An 18,550-nucleotide genomic window follows, 5' to 3' on the forward strand; every position below is an offset into this window, starting at 1 on the left:
GTCAGTCGACCTCGACCAGGACGCGTTCGACACTTGTCATCCGGGTCTCCATCCCGGCGAGCCGGCCGTCCATCGCCGCGAGCAGTCGGGCGTTCTCCGCCTGCGCCTGGGCGGCCGTCTCGGCGAGCTGGCGGTAGTCGTCCGCGCGGGACGCCTCGTAGCGGGCCCGCCGGGTCTTGGCGACCTGCACGACTGTCACCGTGACCACGCTGACCAGGAAGGCGAAGATGCCGATCGCGCCGACCACCTCGGTCCAGTCGTGCTCGCTCATCGGTCCGCTCCTGGCTGCTCGGCCGAGTCGGGCACGGTCAGCGTCTCGACCGCCGCCGCGATGATCTCGGGGGTGAGGGTGAGCACGAACGGCTGCACCTCGTAGTAGTTCATGGCCTTTCCGTCCTCCGACAACTCCAGGCTCGCGGTGACCAGCCCGGCCGCCGCCAGCTTCCGTAGGTGGACCTGCAACAGCGCTCGGCTGATGCCCAGTTGCCGGGCCAGCCCGCTGACGTAGGCACGCTCGCGGGCCAGCGCGGCGACGATCCGCAGCCGGTGCGGGTTGGCCAACGAGGCCAGCACCCGCACCAGGTCGTCGCCGATCGGCGGTGGAGCACTGCTCACAACCGGCCCTCGCACATGCAAATAGAAGTTAGCAGGTATGCCCGCGCGGCGGTACGGCCGGAGGACGGAATCAGGGGGTTCTCAGGGTCACGGAACAGGGCCGGAGACACGGACACGCCGGGCCGGTGAATGATCACCGGCCCGGCGTGCGGGGTACGTCGTACGTCAGCTCTTGAAGGCGTCCTTGATCTTCTCGCCGGCCTGCTTGAGCTTGGCGGTGGACTGGTCGGCGCGACCCTCGGCCTCGAGCTGCTCGTTATCGGTGGCGCGACCAGCGCCTTCCTTCAGCTTGCCGGCCGCGTCCTCGGTGGCGTTGTTGATCTTGTCGTCGATACCCATTGCCAACCTCCATTGCAAGCGTCGCTACGACAGGGCCAGTACCCCCACCATCGGCGGTCCAACCATTACCGCCGTCACAGTCCGCGATCGCCCGCCGGCCGGAACCGGCGCAGTCGCAGGCTGTTGGCCACCACGAAGACCGAGGACAACGCCATCGTGGCGCCGGCGATCATCGGGTTGAGCAGCCCGGCGGCAGCCAACGGCAGGGCCGCCACGTTGTAACCGAACGCCCAGAACAGGTTGCCCCGGATGATGCCGAGCGTGCGTCGGGACAACCGGATGGCGTCCACCGCGGCGTCCAGGTCGCCCCGGACGAGGGTGAGGTCGGACGCCTCGATCGCGACATCGGTGCCGGTGCCCATCGCCAATCCCAGGTCGGCCTGGGCCAGCGCCGGGGCGTCGTTGACCCCGTCGCCGACCATCGCCACCGAGCGCCCCTGCGCCTGGAGCCGCTTGACCACGTCGACCTTGCCGGCCGGCAGCACCTCGGCGATCACCTCGTCGATGCCCACCTCGGCGGCGATCACGCGGGCCACAGTGGTGTTGTCCCCGGTCAGCAGGATCGGGGTGAGCCCCAGCGCCCGCAGCCGGGCCACCGCCGCCCGGCTGGTCGGCCGGACCACGTCGGCGACCGCGAGCACGCCCCGGGCCCGCCCGTCCCAGCCCGCGACGATCGCCGTACGCCCGGCGGCCTCCGCGGCAGCGACGGCCGACTCGACCTCCGGCGGCACCTCGATCTCCCGCTCGCGCAGTAGCCGGGCCCGACCGACGAGCACGGCCCGCCCGTCGACAGTGCCGGTCACGCCCAGCCCTTCGAGGTTGCGGAAGCCCGTCACCGGGGGCAGCGACCCCGCCTCGCTCGCACCCGCGGCGACCGATCGGGCGATCGGGTGCTCGGAGGCGGCCTCCACCGCCCCGGCGAGCCGGAGCAGTTCGGCCCGCTCCTCGCCACTCGCCGGCACCACGTCCACCAGGGTCATCCGGCCGGTCGTCACGGTGCCGGTCTTGTCCAGCACCACGGTGTCCACCCGGCGGGTGGACTCCAGCACCTCCGGCCCCTTGATCAGCACACCCAGTTGGGCACCTCGACCGGTGCCGACCAGCAGCGCGGTCGGGGTGGCCAGGCCGAGCGCGCAGGGGCAGGCGATGATCAGCACGGCGACGGCGGCGGTGAACGCGGCGGTCGGGCCGGCCCCGGTGCCGAGCCACCAGCCGAGCGTGCCGACGGCCAGGGTGATGACGATCGGCACGAAGACACCGGAGATCCGGTCCGCCAGCCGCTGCACGGCCGCCTTGCCGCTCTGCGCCTGCTCGACCAGGTCGGCCATGCGGGCGAGCTGGGTGTCCGCGCCGACCCGGGTGGCGCTGACGACCAGCCGTCCGCCCGCGTTGATGGTGGCGCCGACCACGCCGTCCCCCGGGCCGACCTCGACCGGCACCGACTCACCGGTGAGCATGCTGGCGTCGACGGCGGAGGTGCCCTCCTCGACCACCCCGTCGGTGGCGATCTTCTCGCCGGGTCGGACCACGAACCGGTCGCCGACGACGAGCCGATCCACCGGGAGCAGGGTCTCCACCCCGTCGCGCAGCACCGCCACCTCCCTGGCGCCGAGTTCGAGCAGGGCGCGCAGGGCCGCACCGGCGGTCCGCTTGGATCGGGCCTCGAAGTAGCGACCGGCCAGGATGAACACCGTCACCCCGGCGGCCGCCTCCAGGTAGATGTTGCCGGCGCCGTCGGTGCGGGTGATGGCGAAGCGGAACGGGTGCGTCATCCCGGGCATGCCGGCGTCACCGAGGAAGAGCGCCCAGAGCGACCAGCCGAACGCGGCAAGCGTGCCGAGCGAGACCAGCGTGTCCATCGTCGCCGCGCCGTGCCGCAGGTTGGTCCAAGCGGCCCGGTGGAACGGCAGCCCACCCCAGACCACCACCGGGGCGGTCAGGGTCAGCGACAGCCACTGCCAGTAGTCGAACTGCCAGGCCGGGACCATGGCCAGCAGGACCACCGGCACGCTGAGGGCCACCGAGACCCAGAGCCGGGTACGCGGACCGCGTAGCGGATCCGCCGGCTCCTCGGCCGTCGGCGCGGCCGGTAGCGCCGCCGTGTACCCGGTCTTGCGCACGGTCTCGATCAGGTCGTCCGGCGTGACGCCGTCGGCGTACCGGACGGACGCCTTCTCGGTGGCGTAGTTGACGGCGGCGCTCACCCCGTCCATCCGGTTGAGTTTCTTCTCGATTCGGGCGGCGCAGGCGGCGCAGGTCATCCCGCCGATCGCCAGCTCGATCCGGTTGGGTGCCTCGGGCAGCGGTCTGCTGGTGGTGGTCATCGTCTTCGTCCCGTCAGTTGTGCCCGTGCCCGGGGGTGCCGTGGTCGGCACCGCCGCTCGGCGCGGGTCCGCTCGGGTTGCTCCCGGCTGTCGGGGCGTCGGCCGGCGGGGTGCCGGTCACGACTGTGAACTCGGCGGTGTGCACCGCCCCGCCGTGCCGGAAGTCGAGGTAGAGCCGGTAACTCCCGGTCGAGGGCACGTCGGCGAGGAAGGTGACGGCCGGGCCGGGTTGGGTCCGCCCGTCGCCGGGCGTCCCGTCCGGGTGCACGTGCAGGTACGCGAGGTCACCCCGGCGCAGTGCCACCAGGTGCCCGTACGCGCCCAGGTAGGGCTCCAGGTCGGTGACCGGCCGCCCGTCCCGGCTGACGGTGAGGGTGAGCGGGGAGGTGCGGCCGGGCTGCGGCGCGCCGGCCAGGGTGACCGTGTAGCCGTCGACGGTGGTGCTTGTCGCCGGGGCGGGCAGCTGTCGTTCGGTCAGCGCACCGGGGACTGTCACGTCCACGCCGAGCGTCAGCGGCTCACCCCCGGTCGGGGTGAAGTCGGCGAACGCCCGCCACTGCCCGGGGCCGGCCAGCGGTGTGCCGACCCGCCAGGTGCCGTCCGCGGCCAGGTCGGGGTGCACGTGGCGGAAGCCGGACAGGTCCCGGCGGGCCACGATCAGGTGCATCCGCTTGTCGTGTGCCACGTCGTACCGGGTCACCGGCTGGCCGTCCGGACCGGTGATCCGGAAGGCGAACTGGTCGGCCGGGGCGGCGACCGGGTCGAGGGTGTAGCCGCGGTCGGAGACGAGCAGCCCACCGGGAATCCGGTCGGCCGGCTCGCCGCGTTCTTCCGTCGTGTGCACGGCGTCGCCGTCATGCCGGTCCTCGACGACCGGGGTGCGGTCGGCCACCCGGCCGACCGTGTACGTGGCGCCGAAGATCGCCGCGAGGCCGACAGCGAATCCGGCAAGTCTCGTCACGGTACGCATGCCGGCCCCCGCGCTCACGCGTCGACGAGGTCGTAGCCGGCCTCGTCGACGGCGGCCCGGACGACCTGCACGTCCAGCGGCTGCTCGCTGCTCACGTTGACCTGGCCGGTCGCGAGGTCGACCTGGACGTCTCGCACGCCCGCGATGGCGCCGACCTCGGCGCTCACCGCGCTGACGCAGTGCCCACAGGTCATGCCCTGCACCTGGAACGTGGTGTTGACCATCGGATCGTCTCCTTTTCCGTTACCGGTACCCGGTGGGGGTATCAGGTCCAGGAGTGACCGTACCATACCCCCACGGGGTAGGCTATCCTGGTCGACATGACCGCACCCACCCCGATCCGCGGGTACACCGCCAGCAAGGACCAGCTGCTCGCGCGGCTCCGCCGAGTCGAGGGCCAGGTCCGCGGGATCGAGAAGATGGTCGACGACGACCGCTACTGCATCGACGTGCTCACCCAGATCTCCGCGATCCAGGCCGCCCTCGACAAGGTGGCACTGGGGCTGCTCGACGGGCACGCCCGGCACTGCATGCACGAGGGAGCCGCCGAGGGGCGGGCCGACGAGATGGCCACCGAGATGATGGCGGCCGTCGGCCGGCTGATGAAGCGCGGCTGACGCCCCGCACCCCGACGCCGGCCCCGGCCCCGGACCGACGACACCCCGTCACGACCTGCGCCCCCGGGCCGGGCTGGTTAGCATTCCCCACGATGACCCCCCGCATGCCGCCGCGCGAACGGGCACCGGCGTCGCCACGCCGTGGCGTCGCCGCTGGCCGCCCGGGCCGGGCACTGACCATCCGTGATCAGGTGGTCGCCGGTCAGCGATCCACCGCGTCTCCCGCCACGATTCCACGGTGCGGATGAACCGACCGGCTCACTGACACGTACCCCGCACCGGATCGTTGGGAGTCTCGCCTTGGGTTCCGACCACACCCGCTCTGCTCCGTCCGCCCCGCCCCGGGTGCGGCGGCTCCTCGTCGTGACGGTGGTGCCCCTCTTCGTCGCCACCGTGCTCGCCGCGGCGCTGCTCTGGCCGCGCGGCGGGACACCGCAGACCGATGGCGGGGCGGACGTGCCGCGCTACGGCGGCACGGTGACCCGGGTGGTGACCGAGGCGTGCCCGCCGCTGCCGTCGAGCCCCGAGGGCACGCCCCGGGTCGGCGGCGGGCCGTGCGGCACTGTCGACGTCCGGGTGGACGACGGGCCGACCGCCGGCCAACAGGTACGGACACCGATCCCCGACGGGCCCGGCGCGCCACGGGTCGAGGTCGGCGACGAGGTCATCCTCGTCGAGCTGACCGATCCCGTCGATCCCAGCACCAGCAACTGGAACATCGCCGAGCACCAGCGCGGCACCCCGATGCTGTGGCTGGCGGTGATCTTCGCCGCGGCGATCGTCGCGTTCGGTCGGTGGCGGGGTCTGGCCGCACTCGCCGGGTTGGCAGCCAGCTTCACCATCCTGCTCACGTTCGTGCTGCCGGGCATCGGCGCCGGCGGGTCACCCCTCCTGGTGGCGGTGGTCGGCGCGGCGCTGATCATGTTCGTGGTGCTCTATCTGACGCACGGTGTCACCGCACAGACCTCGGTGGCGGTGCTCGGCACCCTGGGCAGCCTGGTGCTGACCGGGGTGTTGGCCACCATCGCCACGGCCGCGACCCACCTCACCGGCTTCGGCAGCGAGGACGCGACGACACTGTCGATGTTCCAGGCCGACGTGGACCTGCACGGCCTGCTGCTCGCCGGGATCATCATCGGTTCGCTCGGAGTGCTCGACGACGTGACGGTCACCCAGGCGGCCACCGTCACCGAGCTGGCGCACGCCAACCCCGGGCTGACCCGGTTGCAGCTCTACCGTGCCGCGACCCGGGTCGGCCGCGCGCACATCGCCTCCACTGTGAACACCATCGTGCTGGCGTACGCGGGCGCGTCGCTGCCCCTGCTACTCCTACTCACCGCCGACTCGCGGCCGATCGGGCAGATCCTCACCAGCGAGTTCCTCGCGCAGGAAATCGTCCGCAGCGCGGTCGCCACGCTCGGTCTGATCGCCGCCGTGCCACTGACCACCGGGCTGGCCGCGATCGTGACCGCCGCCGGGCGGGCCGACGCCACGCCGCCCGCCGACGCCGCCCGGCGGCCACCGGAGCCGGACCGGGCGGAGGCCCTGGCCGCCCTCAGCTCACCGCGAACGTCTCGCCCCGACGAGTCGGACCAGACGCGGACCCCGCCCCCATCCACGGCCACCGACGGGTGGCCGGAGTCGAACAGGAGCACGGAAACGGCATGGTGACACTCCTCAGCGTGACCAGATCGGGTCTCCACCCTGAGAACCGCGTCACTGATCACCCAGCGCTATGGCGAATTGACACTTTTGGTAGGCATCCAGGCGTAGCTCACGCGGTCGACTCTCGGGTAACCTCGCTGCCGGTTACCGATGAAGGCGCGAAGCGGCGCCTGCGGTGCCACCGCCCAATCGCCAACCGGCGAGCCGGGGACCCAGGTACGTGGGGTGAATCCGCGTCAGCGGTAGGGGCCACTTCCGCCCCGAACCCGTCAGCTAACCCGGTCGGCGGTCGACGGAAGGGAACATTGTGACGGCACCCCTACGCCGCTGGTTGACACCCGTGGTGGCCGTGATCGCCGCACTGACCGTGCTCGCCGGGCCCCTGCCGGCCCACGCCGCCCCGACGACCCCGACACCGTCCGGGCACGAGGAGGACGGCGAGCCGAAGCTGCTCAACGACGTCATCGAGCAGGCCAACCGGGACTACTCCGCCGCCAAGTCCAAACTGGACAAGTCCAAGAAGCGTCAGCTGGAGCTGGCGCTGGAGGTGGACCGGGCCAAGGCCGACCTGGACGCGTTGGCACCACAGGTCGGGCAGATCGCCGCCCAGTCGTACCGGACCGGTCGGATCGGCGCGCTCGCGATGCTGCTCGAAAGCGACGCTCCCGACACCTTCGTGCAGCGCGCCGCGCTGCTCGACGAGATCAACATGGTGAACGAGAACAAGCTCGCCGAGGTCAACGCGGTGAAGGCCCGCGCCGAGAAGGCCAAGTTCCTCCTCGACACCGAGGTTCGCGAGCAGCAGAAGCAGACCGCCGTGATGGCCAAGCGCAAGAACGAGGCCGACAAGGCGCTCTCCCTGGTCGGCGGCAAGGGCTTCACCGGCGGCCTGGTGGACGCCACCTCGCCGGTCGCCAAGATCGGGCCGGGCCGCACCGCCGACGGCGACTGGAAGGCGCAGTCGTGCAGCGAGAACGACCCGACCACGTCCGGCTGCATCACGCCGCGCACGCTGCACGCGTACAAGGAGGTCAAGCGGGCCGGCTTCAACCGGTTCGTCGGCTGCTACCGCCCCGGTGGGCCCTGGGAGCACCCGAAGGGCAAAGCCTGCGACTGGTCGCTACAGAAGAGCGGCTTCGCGCCCTGGCACAACGAGGACACCCGGACGTACGGCAACAACGTCGCCGCGTTCCTCATCCGTAACGCCGACCGGCTCGGCATCTACTACGTGATCTGGAACCGGCAGATCTGGTTCCCGGCGAGCGGTTGGAAGTCGTACAGCGGGCCGTCGAACCACACCGACCACGTCCACATGTCGATGCTCTGACCCACCGGATCCTCCGTCGAGGGCCTGTTTCATAAGGGCGGCCGAGTCGAGGCGGAGTCCGGGCGGCCAGCTCTTATGAAACAGGCCCGAGGGCCGCTCCGCCTCGTGCGGGGCGGCCCTCGACGTGTCAGGCGGCCGACCCGGCCGGCACGTCGAGCGTCGCGAAGCCGGCCGGCACGGCCGCCACCGGGCGCACCACGCCGGCGGCGAGCCGGTACGACACACCCACCACCGCACACCGCCCCTGCGCCACCGCGTCGGCCAGCACGGGCGACTGCCCCAGCAGCGTCTCGACGGTCTGCGCGATGTGGATGTCGACGATGCCGTCGATGTCCTCCACACCCTCGGCGCGGGCCCGGGCCAGACTGGGCAGCACGGCATCGACCACCGCGCCCAGGTGCCCGGGAGGCTGCGTGCCGGTCGCGGCGGACTCCCGCGCCGCCTGCACCGCCCCGCACGAGTCGTGGCCGAGCACCACCACCAGCGGGGTGCCGAGGACTGTCACCGCGTACTCCACGCTGCCCAGCACCTCCGGACCGGCGGTGTGCCCGGCCGTGCGGACCACGAACAGGTCACCAAGCCCCCGGTCGAAGATGATCTCAGCGGCCAGGCGCGAGTCCGAGCAGCCGACGATCACCGCGAACGGGTGCTGCCCGTCGGCCACGGCGGCCCGGCGCCCGGCGTCCTGGTTGGGGTGGCGCGGGGCGCCGCTGACGAAGCGCCGGTTTCCGGCGGTCAGCTCGGCGTACGCCTGGACCGGATCGCTGATCGCGGACGCCCGGTCGGTGCTCCGCTGCGGACCCGGCTGCCCGCCGGGCGTTCCGGGAAGACTCATCCCCGCACCTCGTATTCACGCGTTTGACCTGGTCAACCGGCTTGTCAGCCGGGCCGGCGGCGGGCGCTGGCTCGGGCTCAACCGTCACACGCACGGTAAGATGCGTCAAGGTATGCGTGATTTAGATTTCATACGTTGACTCCGGATCGACCCCGGGGCGACGCACCGGGGGCGGGGCGGACGAGACTGCCGGGGGCAGGGCGGACATCCGAAAGAGGCGATCACACCATGGCGAGCACTGCGACGGGCGACACCGGCGGCGGGCGGAACTGGACGTTCCTCACCAACCACGGGCACGTTCTGCTGGCCATCGCCCGCGACCCCACCGCCCGGCTACGCGACGTCGCGGCCGAGGTCGGCGTGACCGAACGGGCCGCGCAGGCGATCGTCGCCGACCTGGAGGCGGGCGGATACCTGCACCGCACCCGCGTGGGCCGGCGCAACGAATACACCCTCAACCCGTCCGGCCGGTTCCGGCACCCCGCCGAGGCCGACCGCCAGGTCGGCGACCTGCTCGCGCTGTTCGCCGAGACGCCCACCGCGGAGGTCAGCCCGCCGGCCTGACCCAGGTCGCCGGGCCGCTGCCCGACGGGGCGCAGCGGTAATCTCTGCGAGTGCGCGAATGCCCGCCGTTGAGCGCGACCAACCCGTTCCGCCGCAGTGGCCGTGCCGCTCGCGGTGTCCTCAGTGCAGCCCTGGCTGCCCTGCTGGGCAGCGCACTTGTGGCACCCGTGCCGGCGCGGGCGGCACTGCCGGCCTGCGGGCCGGTCAGCGAGGAGGGCCTGACGGCGATGCCGTGGGCGCTGCGCCGACTGGAGCCGTCCGCGGCGTGGCCGCTGTCCCGGGGCGCCGGCGTGACGGTGGCAGTGATCGATTCCGGGGTCTCCGCGGTCCATCCGCTCCTCGCGGGCCAGGTGCTCGAGGGTCGCGACTTCAGCAACCTGGCAGCCAACCAGGGCCAGTGCGACCTGGTCGGGCACGGCACGATGATCGCCGGCATCATCGCTGGCCGGGAGGGCACCGGCGCCCCGTTCAGCGGGGTCGCCCCGGCGGCCCGCATCCTGCCGATCCGGGTCCTGCCGGACCTCAAGGACACCAGGGACGCCCAACTTCCGGTGCAGATCGCCGCGGCGATCGACTGGGCGGTCGAGCAGGGCGCCGATGTGATCAACCTGTCCCTCACGACAATTCCCGGCCCCGAGCTGACGGCGGCCGTCGACCGTGCGCTGGCCAGGCAGGTGGTGCTTGTCGCCGCCGCCGGCAACCGGGTGGAGAACCAGCAGGACCGGCCGGGATACCCGGCCGCGTACCCCGGGGTGATCGCCGTCGGCGGGGTGGACGAGCAGGGCGGTCACGTGGGCAGCTCGATCAGCGGCGACTACGTCGACATCGCCGCACCGGGGTTGAACATCATCGGGCCGGCACCCCAGGGCTCCGGCTACCGCGCCGAGCCGACCGGCGGCACCAGCTTCGCCGCCGCGTACGTCTCGGGGGTTGCCGCGCTGGTCCGGGCCGCCTACCCCACCCTCACCCCGCGCCAGGTCGCCGAACGGCTGGAACGCACGGCGGACAACCCACCGGGGGGCCACAACGCCGACATCGGTTACGGCGTGGTCAACCCGTACCGGGCGGTGTCGAGCCTGCTGGGCACCCGGGAGAACCCACCCGCCGGCGCGCTCCCGGCGCCCGTCGCGCACGACGACCCCCTGGGCTGGCAGCGCACCGCCGCTATCTGGGCGGCGGCGGTCGGCGGGCTGCTCACCGTGCTGCTGCTGATCGCACGACCGATCGTGGCCCGGGGCCGCAAACGCGACTGGCGCCCGGGCCGACGCCCGGACGCACCGGCGGCCAGCTGACCGGGTGGATGGTGGTGGCCGCCGATCGAGCCGGCCGCACGTCGCCCCGCTGCCGCCGCGACACGCACACCACAGACCAATGCGGCTCCGGCCCGGACGAACCGGACCGGAGCCGCACCGGCGAATACGTCAGCTCCACACCTTGGAGTTGCTCATCTCCGTGGTGAGGTAGTTTTCCCGGGCGATGCCGACGGCACCGCCGATCTCGTTCAGGATCCGGTTGATGTCCCCAACCGCCGCATCCCACTTCGCCTGGTGCTGCTCGTAGGCAACCCGGTCCTCGCCGTCCCAGTGGAGCTTGGTCAGCATCGCCCGAAGCGTGTCGAGCTTTTCCTCGAGCGTCTTCGAGATGGCCTGCATCTGCTGATTGCTGCTCTCGAGGACCGCGTAGTCAACCTTGATCGTCACGATTTCCCCCTCTGCTGCCTGCGGATCACGGGTTGAGAGCAGAGTGGAACTTGTCCAGCATCTGCTGCTGCTCTTCGTCGTTGACCTGATGCGTCGTACCCGACTTGTCGAGCAGGTCAGCGATGTTGTCCATCGCCGTCAGCAGTTTGACGGTGTCCTCGTTCCAGCGCGTCATCAGCGACTGGAAGCCCGTGGACGCCTGACCCTTCCACGCCATGGCCAGGTCGTCGACCACGTTCCACAGCTTCTTGAGCTCGCCGTCGACCTCGCTGCGCGTGGACCGCACGTCACTCGCGGCGGTATGCAGAGTCGCAGCTTCGACCTCGAACGCCATGCTTCACACCCTTCCGTCATGTTGTGGTGGCGGCTTTGCCGCACCCCTCCCCCGCGGCAAGGCAGCAACACCCCACCGACGGACACTCCAGTGAAGACCGTAGCGGAATACGACCAGCCCTCGCAGCCCTGGCCGACGCCGTCCGATGGATGCCGGTGAATCGGGTCAGGACGACCGAGAACAGGAGCGGACGTGCAGCACCGCGCCGATCACGACGATGGCCACCAGCAGCGCCACGGCCAGCCAGAGCGCCGGCACGTCGAGCGCGCGGTGCAACACCAGTGCCGGTGGCAGCCCATCCCGATGTGCCCACAGGATTCTCCCATCGGATGTGGCGGTAGGCCGCGCGTTACCGGACCAGCCGGCCCTGACCGTCCCGTCAGGACGGCTCGGACCAGGCGGTCTGGATCAGCTGTTGGCCGTCGCGTCGGCGGACCAGGGTGCCCCGGCCCGGCGGTTGCGGGCTCGGCCGCAGGGTGCCGAAGACGGCGCCCTCCTCCCGGTTGCCGGACATCAGCAGGCCCGGCGAGTCCAGCTCGCGCAGCCGCTGGAGCACCGGCTCGTAGAGCGCCCTGGACACACCACCGACGCGACGCGTGACGATCAGGTGCAGACCGATGTCGCGCGCCTGCGGCAACAACTCCTGCAGGGCGCTCAACGGATTGCTGCCACCGGAGGCCACCAGGTCGTAGTCGTCCACCAGGATGTACAGGTCCGGGCCCTTCCACCAGCTACGATCGCGCAGCTGGGCGGTGGTCACGTCCGGGCCGGGCAACCGGTTGGACAACGCGCTGCGGATCGACGCGAGCCCCTGGGCGAACGCCTGGTTGGACGGCGCGTAGTCGAGCAGGTGATCGCCCTCCACCGCGCCCAGCAGGCCACGCCGGTAGTCGGCGATCACCAGCCGCGCCTGGGCGGGCGTGTACCGCTCGGTGATGCCCCGGGCGATCAGCCGCAGCAGGTTGGTCTTGCCGCACTCGGCGTCGCCGAAGACCGTCAGGTGCGGCTCGTTGGCCAGATCCAGGTAGACCGGCGCGAGCGCCGACTCGTTGACACCGATCGGCAGACCGGGCGCCGACCGGTCGATGATCCGGGCCAGCTCGGCCACCGGCAGCCGGCGCGGCAGCAGCCGCACCTTCGGCGCCGGACGACCCGGCCAGTTGGCGGCCACGTGCCCGGCCAGGGCCACCGACGCCTCGCCCAGGTCGTCGATGTCCCGACGACCGTCGAGCCGCGAGACGGCGGTGAGGAAGTGCAGCTTGTCCCGGGTCAGGCCACGGCCGGGCGCCTTCTCCGGCACGTTCATCGCCGCGCGGCGGTCGATCTCGGACTCGGACGCGTCGCCGAGACGCAGCTCCAGCTTGGTGCCGAGCAGATCGCGCATGTTGATCCGGATCTCCGCCCACCGCACCGCGGTGAGCACCACGTGCACACCGAAACCGAGGCCCCGGTTGGCCAGCGTGGTGATGGTCTGCTCCAGCTCCTCGTACTCCTGGCGCACCGTGTTCCAACCATCCACCACCAGGAACACGTCACCGAACGGGTCGTCGGCGAACTCGCCGGCCGCCCGTCGGCGACGGTAGCTGGCCACCGAGTCGATGCCGTGCTGGGCGAAGCGCGTCTCCCGGTCGTCCAGGATGGCGACCACCTCGGCCACCGTCCGGCGGACCGCCTCGACGTCCCGCCGACCGGCCACCCCGGCCAGGTGCGGCAGGCGTTCCAGGCTGCGCAGCGCGCCTCCGCCGAAGTCCAGGCAGAAGAACTGCACCTCACGTGGTGTGTGGGTGAGCGCCATCGAGGCGAGCAGCGTACGCAGCATCGTGCTCTTGCCGCTCAGCGACCGGCCGACGATGACCACGTTGCCACCGGCCCCGGCCAGCTCGACCATCATCGGGTCACGGCGCTGCTCGTACGGGCGGTCCACCACCCCGACCGGCACGGACAGCCGCCCGCGACCCGGCCAGGACGCGGTGCACAACCCGAAGGTCGGGTCGACGGTCAGCGGGCCGAGCAACTCACCCAGGCCCGGCGGGTCGGCCAGCGGTGGGAGCCACACCTGGTGCGCCGGGCGGCCTCGACCCTTGAGCTGGCCGATCAGCACGTCGAGCATCGCCACGGCCTTGCCGTCGGCCGGCTGCTCGGGCTCCGGCGCGGTGTCCACCGGCAGCTGCGGGAGCTGTGCCGCGACGAAGTCCAGGCCGTACGGCACGATCCTGCGCTGCACCAGCGCCTGCGACGCGGCGGCCTGCTGCCCCGGCGGCCGGTACGCCCCGGACACGTACGCGGCCCGGAACCGCAGCATGGTGCTGGTGTCCGTCTTCAGGTAACCGTGCCCCGGCGCGTTCGGCAGTTCGTACGCGTCCGGCACGCCGAGCACGATCCGGCTCTCCACGGCCGAGAAGGTCCGCAGACCGATCCGGTACGACAGGTGGGTGTCCAGGCCACGCAGCTTGCCCTCTTCGAGTCGCTGACTGGCCAGCAGCAGGTGCACGCCCAACGACCGACCCAACCGGCCGATCATCACGAACAGGTCGATGAAGTCGGGTTTGGCGGCGAGCAACTCGCTGAACTCGTCACAGATGATCAGCAGGCTGGGCATCGGGGCCAGCGGTTCACCTGCCGCCCGCGCCTTCTCGTACTCGAAGCGGGAGACGTAGTTGCCCGCCGCCCGCAGCAGCTCCTGCCGACGCACCATCTCGCCGGCGAGCGCGTCGCGCATGCGGTCGACGAGCGGCAGCTCGTCGGCCAGGTTGGTGATCACCGCGCTGGTGTGCGGCAGCGCCTCCAACGAGGCGAACGTCGCGCCACCCTTGAAGTCCACCAGGACGAAGTTGAGCTCCTCCGACGAGTGGGTCACCGCCAGGGCGGCCACCACCGTCCGGAGCAGCTCGCTCTTGCCGGAGCCGGTGGCACCGATCACCAGGCCGTGTGGGCCCATGCCCTCGTGCGCCGACTCCTTGAAGTCGAGCTCGACCACGTTGCCGTCCGGGCCGACGCCGAGCGGGATGCGCAGCCGGTCCCGGTGACCGCGCGGGCGCCAGGTGTGCTGCACGTCCACCGTCGCGGCGTCGCCCACGCCGAGCAGGTCCGGCAGCTCCGTGCTGCGGGCCAGCGGCTCGTCGCTGCTGGCCTGCTGTTGGGAGAGCCGGTAGGGGGCGATCTGCCGGGCCAGCCCCTCGGCCGCCTCGGCGCTGAGCTGGTCGGGGCGACCCAGTGGCGACGACGAGCTGCCGCGCACCAGGTCGAGCGACCTGCCATCGGCCGCGTCGAGGCAGAGCAGCCAGCGACCGGCATCGCGGGGCACCGTCCCGGAGAGGTCGATCACCGTGGTGCCGAGCAGCCCCGGACCCACCAGTTGGCAGGTCGGCGAGACCTCGCCACCGTCGATCACCACGACCAGGTGCGGTGCGGTGGTCAACGGCTTGGCCTCGGGCGCGAACCGGGGTCGACCGGCCAACTCGGCGGCCAGCGACGCCTCGGCCTCGGCGAGACTGGCGAAGACCAGCCGGCGGGCACCGGCGGCGTCGGTGCGGGCACTGTGGTGCGCGTGCGGCAGCCACTTCACCCAGTTCCAGGAGGGTTGCCGGTCGGGGGCGGCGACCACCGCGACCATCAGGTCGTCCGGGGCGTGGAAGGTGGCCAACTGCCCGAGCGCCGCCCGGGTCAGGTCGAGCACGGGCGCGCGGTCGCCGCGCAGCACCACCCGGCTGAACGCGCGCACCGACAGCGCGGTCGGCAACTCGGGAACCGTGGAGTGGGCGCGGACGAACCGGCGCAGCGCGATGGCGCTCATCGGCTCCAGGTCCTCCACCGGCTTCGTCTCCGGCGGGACGATCTCCACCGCCAGGCGCTGCGGGCCGAGCGCGATCCGGGTCTCGCCGAAGTCGTCCTCGGTGGTCCGTCGCTCCCAGAGCCGCCGGGACGCCGCGATCGACCAGAGCGCGTCGGGCTCCGGGTGCCGCCAGGTCATCGCCGCCCGCTGCTGCTCCGCGGCGCGCCGGGTGCGCTTGCGCATCTGGGCCAGGTAGCGCATGTAGTCGCGCCGGTCGGCGTTCAGCTCGGCCTTGTCCTTGCCTCCGCTGTTGGCCAGCGAACCGATCGCCATGCCGAGCATCGAGACGCCGAAGAGGCCACCGGCGACGTACGTCATCATGCCGCCGCCCTTGCCGGCGTAGAGGAACGCCATCGCGCCGACCCCGCAGAACATCGGCAGGATCATGAGCAGCTGCCCCATCCCGCGGGGCGTCGGCTCGGGCAGCTCGGGAGGGGACTCCAGCAGCACCTCACCGCGCGGTAGAGCCGGTCCCGGCTGACGCGGGAGCCGGCGGAACACCACAGTGCTCACGGCTGTCTCCTCCCCAGAAGCGGCCTGATGACGTGCCGCCGCGGGCCGGAGCCCGCGGGTGGGCATCGTACGTGCCCGCCATCGTAGGTAATCTGCCGTGGGCGCGGTGGTCCCGGAGCGCGGCATCGCGGCCAGCCGAGCATCGACGCACACCTGGAGGCCACTGTGGCGACGAAGACGGCGACCGGTGGGCTGAGCCGGATCACCATCGTGGCTCCGCGTACCCGGATGGACCTGGCCCTGCCGTCGGACGTGCCGATGGCCGACCTGCTCCCCACCCTGCTGCTCTACGCCGGCGAGGACATGGCCGACGAGGGGGCGCGGCACGGCGGTTGGGCACTGTCCAGGTTGGGTGGTGCGCCGCTGGACGGTGGTCGTACCGCCGCGCAGCTCGGTGTCCGCGACGGCGAGGTGCTCTACTTCAACCCCCGGTCCGCGGCCGCCCCGGAGATCGTCTTCGACGACGTGGTGGATGCCGTCGCCACCGCGACCAACCAACGCCCCGGTGCCTGGCAGGTCGGCGCGACCCGGTCCTTCGCGGTGGTGTTCGCGGCGTCGGCGCTCGGCGTCGGTGCGCTCGCCGCGCTCTTCGCCGGCCCGCCGCACCTGCCCGGCGCGCTGGCCGCCCTGCTGGTGGCGGTGGCGTTGCTGGTCGGCTCGGCGGTGCTGTCCCGGGCCGCCGGTGACAGCCGCACCGGCGCGGTGCTGGCCATGGTCGCCCTGGGGTATGCCGCCGTCGGCGGCCTGTTGCTGCTCGCCGGCGATCGGCCACTTGCCGAGATGGCCAGCCCGCACGTCCTGCTCGCGGCGACCGCGGCGGTGGTCGCCGGTGCGGTCGCCGTGCTGGCGGTCGGCGACCGTTATCCGCTCTTCTTCGCCGCGATCGGGGTGGGGGCCGCGACCGGGTTGGGCGCGTTGCTCTGCCTGGTCCTCGACCTCGACGCGCCGGCCTCCGCCGCGGTGGTGGCGGCTGTCGCGTTCGCCGTGGTGCCGGCACTGCCGATGGCTGCCTACCGGCTGGCGCGACTGCCGGTGCCCTCGATCCCGACGGGTCCGGAGGATCTGAAGACCGACAGCGAGTCCGTCGACGGTCGGCAGGTGCTCCAGCGCAGCGAACGCGCCGACCAGTTCATGACCGGTCTGTTGTGGACCTTCTCGGTGCTGGTGCTGGGCGCGCAGTTCGTGCTCGCCCTGGACGGGCGGGTGTCGGCGGTGCTGCTGTGTCTGGTGCTGGCCCTGCTGTCGCTGCTGCGGGCCCGCCCGTTGCTGGGCCGCGCCCAGCGCACCCCCGTGCTGCTGGCCGGCACCGTGGGGCTGGGTCTGGCCGCCGCGGCCACCTTCGCCGGCGGGTCGCTGCCGGTCCGACTGGGCCTGATCCTCGGCGGGCTGGTGTTGGCCGCCGTGGTCAGCCTGATCTACGGCCTGACCGTCGCCGGCAAGCGCATCTCGCCGGTCTGGGGTCGGCTGCTCGACATCGCCGAGATCATGCTGATCATCTCGCTGGTCCCGCTCGCCTTCTGGGTCTGCGGCCTCTACGGCTGGATCGTCAACCTTCGGCCCTGACCGCCCCGGTCAGCGCTGTTGCGGACGGGTGGTGGCACCCAGCGTCGACGCGACCGGCGCGGTGGCGTAGACGCCCGGTCCGTGCTGACCGTCCATGGCCCGGGTGGACGTGCCGGTGCGTCGCGCGATGTCCCGGACGACCTTGACCAGCGCCTCCACGTGGTTGTCCATCGCCGCGACCCGCAGCAGCGGCGACGCCACCCGACCGTCCGCCGACACCGTCGTGGCCACCGTGTGCGACGGTGCCGAGGTCGCGGTGATCGCGTCCACCAGCGGGCCGAGCGGCACGTCCGTTCGACCACGCAGCACCAGGCAACGGTGGGTCCAGCCGCCGCCGCGCAGCCCCTGCCAGGTCTCCGCCGGCACCTCCGGCCCCAGGTCCAGGCCGGCGGCCGAGACGATGGCCGCGCGCAGCTCGTCCCGGGTGAGCGGCCGATGGGTCAGGCCCGCCGAGGTCAGCGCCTTACCCAGCCGACCGATCCCGGCGGCCACCGTCCGGTGCACACCGGGGAGCCCGCCGCCCCGGCTCACCGCCTCCGCCCGCGCGTCGGCGACGGTCAGCCGCAGCGCCACCCAGACGGTCCGGTGTGCCGCCGGCGGAGCACCGGGCGCCGGATACCAGACCAGGGTGTGCGCGACCACCTGGGTGCGCGAGACCGGGGCACTGAAGTCCGTGAGCACCCGCAACACCTCGTCCACGGTGGACGCACCCACCGAACCGGCGGTCGCACCGCCGGTGGGCTGTAGCGCGACCGCCGCGAACCAGCCGTCGTCGTCGCGCCCGATGCCGAGCCGGGTGCCGCGGTCGGTCAACTCGATCACGCTCAGCTCGGGGGCGAGTGCGGCCAGCCGCGGGTCGCCGGCCGTGCCGCCGCCCGACGCGGCCGACGCCCGCTCGCCGCGCCGCCGCAACCGCCCACGCAGCAGCAGGTCCTCGAACCACCACAGGCCCCCTCGGCGGGCGAAGGTCGCGGCGAGGACCAGCACCGCGACAGCGGTCGCCGTGCCGAGCAGCCAACTGGGCCCGGCCGACGCGGCCCACACGCCGACCACACACAGCTCCAGCACGACGAGCTGCCCGACGAGCACCGGACCGACGCGTCCACGGCCGGGTCGGTCGATCGGCGGCGCCGGTCGCGTCGCCCCGTCGGACGGGGCCGTGGCCGCTCGGGCGGGTCGCGCCTGAACCTGCGTCATCGCTGACTGTCCCTCCTGCACGGTACGGCTGGGCGCCGGGTCGGTCCGGTGCCGGCCACGAGCGGCGGTCCCGAGGAACCTCCGTCGGCCCCTTATCGTAGGGAAGCCCGCGACGGCACCCCGACCTGATCGTCGCGGATCCACCCCGCCGGAGG

General features: G+C 72.4%; 17 protein-coding genes and 1 riboswitch. Of the genes, 6 read left to right on the plus strand and 11 right to left on the minus strand.

Going from position 1 to position 18,550, the window contains the following annotated elements:
• Window position 1: 1 nt before the first annotated feature.
• From ACGFIQ_RS06725 to ACGFIQ_RS06750, 6 genes are all read right to left on the minus strand, one after another.
• On the minus strand, window positions 2-271 hold the full coding sequence (locus ACGFIQ_RS06725) for a hypothetical protein (protein ID WP_393240128.1): 270 nt from the start codon (window positions 269-271) through the stop codon (window positions 2-4).
• Entirely contained in the window at window positions 268-615 is a 348-nt protein-coding gene (locus ACGFIQ_RS06730) for an ArsR/SmtB family transcription factor (protein ID WP_393240131.1), read from the minus strand. The genes ACGFIQ_RS06725 and ACGFIQ_RS06730 overlap by 4 nt, the downstream gene beginning before the upstream one ends.
• Before the next feature lie 165 nt (window positions 616-780).
• Window positions 781-954 carry a CsbD family protein gene (locus tag ACGFIQ_RS06735; RefSeq protein ID WP_110564605.1) on the minus strand — a complete coding sequence of 58 codons (174 nt, stop codon included), beginning with the start codon at window positions 952-954 and terminating at the stop codon, window positions 781-783.
• A 74-nt stretch (window positions 955-1,028) separates the two neighbouring features.
• A complete protein-coding gene (locus tag ACGFIQ_RS06740) occupies window positions 1,029-3,278 on the minus strand; it encodes a heavy metal translocating P-type ATPase (protein ID WP_393240134.1) in 2,250 nt (749 codons plus the stop codon).
• A 13-nt stretch (window positions 3,279-3,291) separates the two neighbouring features.
• Complete coding sequence (locus ACGFIQ_RS06745) at window positions 3,292-4,248, minus strand: hypothetical protein (RefSeq protein ID WP_393240137.1); 957 nt, start codon at window positions 4,246-4,248, stop codon at window positions 3,292-3,294.
• Window positions 4,249-4,262: 14 nt separating this feature from the next.
• Window positions 4,263-4,472 (minus strand): copper ion binding protein, encoded by a 210-nt coding sequence (locus ACGFIQ_RS06750; protein ID WP_357072518.1) that lies wholly within the window; start codon window positions 4,470-4,472, stop codon window positions 4,263-4,265.
• Between the two features lie 96 nt (window positions 4,473-4,568).
• On the opposite strand from ACGFIQ_RS06750, the gene ACGFIQ_RS06755 reads away from it, so the two are divergent.
• From ACGFIQ_RS06755 to ACGFIQ_RS06765, 3 genes are all read left to right on the plus strand, one after another.
• Window positions 4,569-4,865, plus strand: a complete 297-nt coding sequence (locus tag ACGFIQ_RS06755; protein WP_030329541.1) for a metal-sensitive transcriptional regulator — start codon at window positions 4,569-4,571, stop codon at window positions 4,863-4,865.
• A 300-nt stretch (window positions 4,866-5,165) separates the two neighbouring features.
• A complete protein-coding gene (locus ACGFIQ_RS06760; protein ID WP_393240141.1) occupies window positions 5,166-6,536 on the plus strand; it encodes a YibE/F family protein in 1,371 nt (456 codons plus the stop codon).
• Between the two features lie 166 nt (window positions 6,537-6,702).
• A riboswitch (cyclic di-AMP (ydaO/yuaA leader) is annotated at window positions 6,703-6,833 on the plus strand.
• 4 nt (window positions 6,834-6,837) lie between these two features.
• Window positions 6,838-7,857 carry a coiled-coil domain-containing protein gene (locus tag ACGFIQ_RS06765; RefSeq protein WP_393240144.1) on the plus strand — a complete coding sequence of 340 codons (1,020 nt, stop codon included), beginning with the start codon at window positions 6,838-6,840 and terminating at the stop codon, window positions 7,855-7,857.
• 127 nt (window positions 7,858-7,984) lie between these two features.
• Here ACGFIQ_RS06765 and ACGFIQ_RS06770 read toward each other — a convergent pair whose 3' ends face one another.
• Complete coding sequence (locus ACGFIQ_RS06770; protein ID WP_393240147.1) at window positions 7,985-8,692, minus strand: carbonic anhydrase; 708 nt, start codon at window positions 8,690-8,692, stop codon at window positions 7,985-7,987.
• 228 nt (window positions 8,693-8,920) lie between these two features.
• Between ACGFIQ_RS06770 and ACGFIQ_RS06775 the strand changes: the two genes are divergently transcribed.
• Window positions 8,921-9,256 (plus strand): helix-turn-helix transcriptional regulator, encoded by a 336-nt coding sequence (locus ACGFIQ_RS06775; RefSeq protein WP_393240150.1) that lies wholly within the window; start codon window positions 8,921-8,923, stop codon window positions 9,254-9,256.
• 50 nt (window positions 9,257-9,306) lie between these two features.
• A complete protein-coding gene (mycP, locus tag ACGFIQ_RS06780; RefSeq protein ID WP_393240153.1) occupies window positions 9,307-10,548 on the plus strand; it encodes a type VII secretion-associated serine protease mycosin in 1,242 nt (413 codons plus the stop codon).
• Between the two features lie 129 nt (window positions 10,549-10,677).
• Here mycP and ACGFIQ_RS06785 read toward each other — a convergent pair whose 3' ends face one another.
• From ACGFIQ_RS06785 to eccCa, 3 genes are all read right to left on the minus strand, one after another.
• On the minus strand, window positions 10,678-10,956 hold the full coding sequence (locus tag ACGFIQ_RS06785) for a WXG100 family type VII secretion target (protein ID WP_357072537.1): 279 nt from the start codon (window positions 10,954-10,956) through the stop codon (window positions 10,678-10,680).
• A gap of 25 nt (window positions 10,957-10,981) precedes the next feature.
• Entirely contained in the window at window positions 10,982-11,290 is a 309-nt protein-coding gene (locus tag ACGFIQ_RS06790) for a WXG100 family type VII secretion target (protein WP_088986628.1), read from the minus strand.
• A 379-nt stretch (window positions 11,291-11,669) separates the two neighbouring features.
• Window positions 11,670-15,635, minus strand: coding sequence for a type VII secretion protein EccCa (gene eccCa / locus ACGFIQ_RS06795; protein WP_393240156.1), 3,966 nt, complete (start codon window positions 15,633-15,635; stop codon window positions 11,670-11,672).
• A 165-nt stretch (window positions 15,636-15,800) separates the two neighbouring features.
• Here eccCa and eccD point away from each other — a divergent pair, with 165 nt between their 5' ends.
• A complete protein-coding gene (gene eccD, locus ACGFIQ_RS06800) occupies window positions 15,801-17,198 on the plus strand; it encodes a type VII secretion integral membrane protein EccD (RefSeq protein ID WP_393240159.1) in 1,398 nt (465 codons plus the stop codon).
• A 9-nt stretch (window positions 17,199-17,207) separates the two neighbouring features.
• Here the strand turns inward: eccD and ACGFIQ_RS06805 are convergent, their stop codons facing one another.
• Complete coding sequence (locus ACGFIQ_RS06805; RefSeq protein WP_393240161.1) at window positions 17,208-18,395, minus strand: type VII secretion protein EccE; 1,188 nt, start codon at window positions 18,393-18,395, stop codon at window positions 17,208-17,210.
• Window positions 18,396-18,550: the final 155 nt, after the last annotated feature.

The organism is Micromonospora sp. NPDC048898 (assembly GCF_043198035.1).
Lineage (GTDB): Bacteria > Actinomycetota > Actinomycetes > Mycobacteriales > Micromonosporaceae > Micromonospora.